This is a genomic window from Aneurinibacillus aneurinilyticus ATCC 12856, assembly GCF_000466385.1.
Classification (GTDB): domain Bacteria; phylum Bacillota; class Bacilli; order Aneurinibacillales; family Aneurinibacillaceae; genus Aneurinibacillus; species Aneurinibacillus aneurinilyticus.
Genome location: NZ_KE952680.1, coordinates 1 through 4725, shown reverse-complemented (window position 1 = coordinate 4725; position 4725 = coordinate 1). Strand labels below are relative to the sequence as shown.

General features: G+C 29.9%; 5 protein-coding genes. All 5 read right to left on the bottom strand.

Annotated features, from left to right (window positions below):
* Positions 1–355 precede the first annotated feature (355 nt).
* The gene (locus tag HMPREF0083_RS02690) at positions 356–1039 is read right to left on the bottom strand and encodes an ABC transporter ATP-binding protein (protein WP_021619450.1); all 684 of its coding nucleotides are present in this window, start codon (positions 1037–1039) and stop codon (positions 356–358) included.
* 14 nt (positions 1040–1053) lie between these two features.
* A complete protein-coding gene (locus tag HMPREF0083_RS02685; protein WP_021619449.1) occupies positions 1054–2160 on the bottom strand; it encodes a hypothetical protein in 1107 nt (368 codons plus the stop codon).
* Positions 2161–2164: 4 nt separating this feature from the next.
* Positions 2165–3265: an ABC transporter permease gene (locus HMPREF0083_RS02680; protein WP_021619448.1), complete on the bottom strand. Its 1101-nt coding sequence runs from the start codon at positions 3263–3265 to the stop codon at positions 2165–2167.
* 2 nt (positions 3266–3267) lie between these two features.
* Positions 3268–3777, bottom strand: a complete 510-nt coding sequence (locus tag HMPREF0083_RS02675) for a TlpA family protein disulfide reductase (RefSeq protein ID WP_040301255.1) — start codon at positions 3775–3777, stop codon at positions 3268–3270.
* Between the two features lie 11 nt (positions 3778–3788).
* Positions 3789–4725, bottom strand: a 937-nt coding sequence (locus tag HMPREF0083_RS28625) for an NHL repeat-containing protein (RefSeq protein WP_021619446.1), incomplete at its 5' end; no start/stop codon positions are given.

Below are 4725 nucleotides of genomic sequence, written 5' to 3'. Positions count from 1 at the left end.
CAGTTTCTGGACAGGCAATACCGTCAACTTTAGGCCATTTTGGGGTATCAATAACAAAAGCACACAGGGCGATAAAATCTTCCGGTTTAATTTTTCGATTTCGCTTTTTAAAACCATGTTGTACAGTGATTTCGTTTAGTTGTATTTGGCAATGAAAAAATGCATAAAACGGCAATTATCCAATCTATTTTTTGAGGCGATAATGTAGGTAATGACAAAGGAAAGACCATCCTTTCATTTTCAGATTCATACTGAATAAGGATGGTCATTTTTTTGTCTTTTTATACCATGTGTTCTTAACTTGATGGCTATGGAGACAGCCTCTTCAAGGTGTAGGAAATCGGAAGTACTCATGTTAATCGATCGAATATTCCGCCAATCTCCCTGAATGCAATTCCAAAATTCGATTGGCATTTTTAGCCACATTTAAATCATGGGTAACTAGAACAATTGTGACCCCTAATTTATTCAGTGAGTTAATAAGCCTTAATATTTCTTCGGTTGTTTCCGCATCTAAATTTCCAGTTGGCTCATCTCCTATTAATATTTTAGGCTTATTTGCAATTGCTCTTGCAATTGCTACTCTTTGTTTTTGTCCTCCAGATAACTGGTCAGGATAGGCATCTTCTTTTTCTACTAATCCCACCTGTTGTAGCACTTCTTTTACTCTTTCTTTTCTCAGCTTCTTATTGTAACCAGCATAAGCAAGAGGAACCTCCACATTTTGGAGCACATTCATATCCCTAATTAGTTTAAAATCCTGAAATATAAAACCAATATATCTATTTCGAATTTTACTATATTTGTCTGTACTTAATCGAGAAATATCCATCTTTTCACCATCAATACAAATATATCCTGAATTAGGACTATCTAATAATCCTATTATATTTAAAAGTGTAGACTTACCTACACCTGATGTTCCCATAATTGAGATAAAATCTCCTTTATTTATTTTTAAATTAATTTCTGATAAAACTTTTGTTTCTATATTATTTTTATTTGTATATGATTTACTAATATTATGTAGCTCTATCAATAAATTTCTCTCCTTTATTTTAAAAATTCTGTAATATGCATATTACGAAGGTTATGAAATGGAATTAGGGAACAAACACCTATTATTAAAAGTGTGATAACACTAACCAATGAAGTATATCCAAAACGTAACCTTACATCATTTTGTGTATATAAAAAACTATTTAAAACAAAATCAGAAATAAAAAACGAAAAAATGAACGGTATAGCTACAATAATTAAAAAGTATATCACTTGAACATACATCAATTGCTTTTTCATTGCTCCATACACAATGTGAATAGCCCAATTATGTCTTTCAGATAAAAATTTAATATAATTAGCCCCTAACATTCCTATGCAAAAAATGAATAAAACAGATACAGTAAAAAACAAGAAAGAAACTACCATTGCCCGCATAAAGTTCATCTTTGCCTCAGGTAACTCCACTACCTTGGTAATACTATAATGAGCATTTGAATTATCCGATTTTAAAATATTGTGGATACTAGACATACTCTGAGCACTGAGTTCAGAACTTTTAATCCACAATTTCATGTTCGGCTCAGAGCTTTGTTTGTTTATTTCTTTAGGAACGATTATCCACATTTTAGGGATATTTCTGTAACCTAATATTTGCAACAATTCATCTGTTATTGCTAGGGCATCTGATTTAACTTGAATTCCATCAATATTTATCGTACCATTAATTTTTGCTTTTAAATCTTTGCTAACTAAATATGGAGCTGTTGCCTCAACCTTTTGTTCTTTTACAATGTTTCTATATAGTTCAGGTGATAGCTCTATATAAAGAATGGGTTCATCGAATTCTGGTAAATATATAGCTTGAGATGTTCCTTTTAATAACGTAAATATATTACCTTCTTTTTGTTTTAAATTACGTATCACTTCCTCGCTAAATTGGTGAGCGTTTCCCTCTGCCGATTGAACAAACATTTCCACCTTGTAAATATCGGACCCAAAAATATTGATATATCGTGAATACTCCTCTTTCTCTGAAAGATAAACAGATATAACAATTTGTAGTATAACCAAGGCAACCAATAATTGGATAACAACTAAGAGATTTTTCCACATTTGCCTAGTAATTTGTCTCCAGGCTTGTTCAAATAAATAAGACATATGCTCACCCCAATAAAGCTTTAAGTAAATTACTCTTCTTAATTTTTCTTAATGATAACCAACCAAATAATAGAGAGGTTAATAAAACAATTAAAAATACACCCACGAAAACTTGCGGGGAAAATTCGATATAAATTCCTAATTCTCCCAAAATATATTTGGCAAGAACTAGTCCTGGAACAACTGGTAAAAGAGATAATAAAGAATACAAAATAGTTTCCGTATATACTTGTATACTTAAATTGTTTTTAGAAGCACCAAAAGTGTGTAATATTCCCCACTTTTGGTAGTCCCTCTCGTATTTGTAAGCTAAAATTGAAATTGTATTTAGCAAAGAAAAGATAAGAAGAAAGATACATAGCCCCATTGAAAATGCATACTTTGCATATTCATTTTCTAACTTATTGTACTTATAGGAGTCATAGCTTTTTAACTCTTGGAATAATTTCGATTCCTTTATTAGTTTATTAATTTTATATAATGTTCCCTCATCATTTGAACTAAACTTTACTACAAGTTCTTGAATATTACTCCTATCATTTAGGGGGATACTAGCAAGAAATTTACTACTAAAACCTTGATAAACTGATATAACTTGATATTTTTTATCTTCAATTTCTATGTAGCTTCTTGTAAGATTCTTTCCATTTGGAAATAGCTCATTCGCTCTTGCTAATGGTAAAATAATTTTATTATCCTTAGAGAATAACTCTTCAATAATATTGTTAGGTATCCCTTCAAACTTCAAAATATCTTTGGTTACCCAACGAACCGGCATTTCAACAAATGATGACTGTGACATTACATTAAATGCTGTGTTTCCTTGAATCCCAACTGCTTCAACCCCATTAATGTTTCTTATTTTTTCTAATAGGGTTAAATATTCCCTAACATCTCTGTTTTTTTCTTTATTATTAGTCTTAGCCCAATAATAGTTCTCTCCTACATAAAACTGGGCTGTTACAACTTTGTAAGTATGATAAACAGAAGCCATATTAACAATAGGAAATAACAATCCTATAGAAAGAGATAAAATAATAATTATTGAAAATACAAGGTTTCTCCTTATTGAACGAACTGCTTGTAGCATATCATATAAAATCATATTCAATTATTTTCTACCAGCCTTTCTAATTTTTTCACTAAAGCCGGTGAAGAACCTAATTCATTTATTATTACGTTATTTTTTTCGTCTAACAGATATGTATGTGGAGTTATTAAAGTACCATATTTTCGGTTTTCTAACTTATCCTCATCTAGAATTAAGTTGAAAACATTCCCTCTATGTTGGGAATTCAAGTTATTATGCTTCTCCTTCCATATATAGTAGATTTTCAATTCTCTTTTGGATAAAGGTGATTGTGATATCAATCTAATTAACTCATGGCAAGCATTACAATTTTCTCCAACAAATACAACTATCTTTTTTTGATTACCCCCTATTAAAACTTTTTCATTTGAAAAATCAAGCAGTTCAACAGTTGGAAATTCAGTTACATCATACCTTTTAAATTCCTCATCATTCTGCATAGTAAAAACATAGCAAAGACCTAATATAAAAAAAAGGAAAAGCGTACTGAAAAGATACAGTTTCCTTTTATTGTATATCGAATTCATTCTCTTTAACCTCATTTTCTCTTAATAAGATATACTTCATGCAAATAAAGATTCGTTGTATAAATATTATTCTCTTTATCAAATACAAATTGATTACCAAATGAAAGTTTCTCTAAAAATTCATACCTATTTTTAGGTGGGTCGTTATACACTGTAGCAATGATTTTTCCATCTTGATCAATCTGACAAAGTTTTTTTTCAGATGTAAACAGATATAATTTCTGATCATTAGGATTAAAGACTAATCCCCCATTACCTTTTCCCTCTATTGGTAAGTCCTGTATTTTCTTTCCATCCAATGAATACTTTATGAAAGCTTCATTATAATGTTTATCTTCATATGTTATATCGTTTCTTAATAAATACAAACTATTATGAGCAATCGCCATACTTTTTATAAAGGGCTCCTCAATTTCTAAAAGTCGCTTTCCAAATTTGTCATACTTAATTATTTTGTTATTATAGCTAATATATATATTGTTATCATGGACAAACATATTATGAATCATTTCAGTTTCATCTAAACTAAAGGAATGTATTTCCTTTCCACTAGAATTAAAAATTTTAACTTTTGATGATTCTTTTTCAAGTAACCATAAATAACCTTTAGAATCTATAGAGAGATAATCAGGTTTGATAACGTTATCTTTACCTGAACCCGGTTCTATAAAAGAAGATATTTTTTTGTTTTTAAACTTAATGACTTTTGAACCACGTTCATCTGTAATATACAGAGCATCCTCAATACTATCATAAGCTACAGAGGAGGGTAATTTAAAATTATTACTTAAAACTTCTGGCTTATTATATGTATCTATGAAATTAATTGGTTCCTTTAGTTCCATTTTTTCCGTCTTCAAATTTTCATCAATACCCATTTTCTTACTCTCATTATTTGTACCTGTACATCCATTTGAGCGTTTTGCATAATTTTCGCTCTTAGAGCCG